Origin of the sequence: Amycolatopsis sp. NBC_00438 (genome assembly GCF_036026695.1) — a bacterium.
GTDB lineage: Bacteria > Actinomycetota > Actinomycetes > Mycobacteriales > Pseudonocardiaceae > Amycolatopsis.
This window is the reverse complement of record NZ_CP107923.1, coordinates 2,974,465-2,975,802: the sequence shown is the minus strand read 5'-3', so window position 1 is coordinate 2,975,802 and position 1,338 is coordinate 2,974,465. Positions and strand designations below refer to the sequence as shown.

The following is a 1,338-nucleotide window of genomic DNA, read 5'->3' as shown; positions in this document are numbered from 1 at the left end:
CCGCGGGCACACGAAGGGGCCGCACTTTCTCTATGAAAGTGCGGCCCCTTCACATGGGCTTTACTTGAGCTTGGTGCCGGCCGAGCCGAGGGCCTGGCAGGCCTCCACGATCCGGGCAGCCATGCCACCCTCAGCAGCCTTCAGGTACGACCGCGGGTCGTAGACCTTCTTGTTGCCGACCTCACCGTCGATCTTCAACACACCGTCGTAGTTCTTGAAAAAGTGATCCACGATCGGGCGGGTGAACGCGTACTGCGTGTCGGTGTCCACGTTCATCTTCACCACACCGTACGAGACGGCTTCGCGGATTTCTTCCGGCAGCGACCCGGAGCCGCCGTGGAAGACCAGCTCGAACGGCTTGGAGCCGGCGTCGAGGCCGAGTTTCTTCGACGCGGCTTCCTGCCCGCCTTTGAGGACGTCCGGGCGCAGCTTCACGTTGCCGGGCTTGTAGACGCCGTGGACGTTGCCGAATGTCGCGGCCAGCAGGTAGCGGCCGTTCTCGCCGGAGCCGAGCGCGTCGATCGTCTTGAGGAAGTCGCCTTCGGCGGTGTAGAGCTTCTCGTTGATCTCGGCTTCGACGCCGTCTTCTTCGCCGCCGACGACACCGATCTCGACCTCGAGGATGATCTTCGCGGCGGCGGCTTTGGCCAGCAGCTCCTGCGCGATGACGAGGTTCTCGTCGAGGTCGATGGCGGAGCCGTCCCACATGTGGGACTGGAACAGCGGCAGCCCGCCGTTCTTGACCCGTTCGGCGGAGATCTCCAGCAGCGGGCGGACGAACCCGTCGAGTTTGTCCTTGGGGCAGTGGTCGGTGTGCAGGGCGACGTTGACGTCGTAGCGCGCGGCGACGACCTGCGCGAACTCGGCCAGCGCGGACGCGCCGACGACCATGTCCTTGATCTTCTGGCCGGAGGCGAATTCGGCGCCGCCGGTGGAGAACTGGATGATCCCGTCGCTCTCCGCTTCGGCGAAGCCGCGGATGGCGGCGTTCACGGTTTCGGACGAGGTCACGTTGATGGCGGGGTAGGCGAACTCGTTCGCCTTGGCCCGATCCAGCATCTCCGCGTAGACCTCGGGGGTCGCGATGGGCATCGGTCAGGTCCTCTCGATTTCCGGCGGGGGAACCCGTCGAACATAGCGTGACGGCCGCGCCGCGCCGGGCGGCTGTGACCCATCGCTGGGGTTTTCCCCAGTGGGGGACGCGGTACAACGAGGCGCACCCGGCGGCCGGCGACGACGCGATCGCGGCCCGGCGGGTGCGTGTGGTGTCGACGACGACTTCCCGCAACCGAATCCCAGGGTGCGCCGAAGTCGCGGGCACCCGCCGCCGAGGAGTGA

The 1,338-nt window shown here is 66.6% G+C and carries 1 protein-coding gene; it reads right to left on the bottom strand.

Going from position 1 to position 1,338, the window contains the following annotated elements:
- Positions 1-60 precede the first annotated feature (60 nt).
- The gene (fbaA, locus tag OG494_RS13710) at positions 61-1,092 is read right to left on the bottom strand and encodes a class II fructose-bisphosphate aldolase (protein WP_328447163.1); all 1,032 of its coding nucleotides are present in this window, start codon (positions 1,090-1,092) and stop codon (positions 61-63) included.
- Positions 1,093-1,338 lie beyond the last annotated feature (246 nt).

Bases quoted from the DNA above. Each gene is read 5' to 3' on its own strand.
- fbaA (WP_328447163.1), bottom strand. From the start codon at position 1,092: ATGCCCATCGCGACCCCCGAGGTCTACGCGGAGATGCTGGATCGGGCC.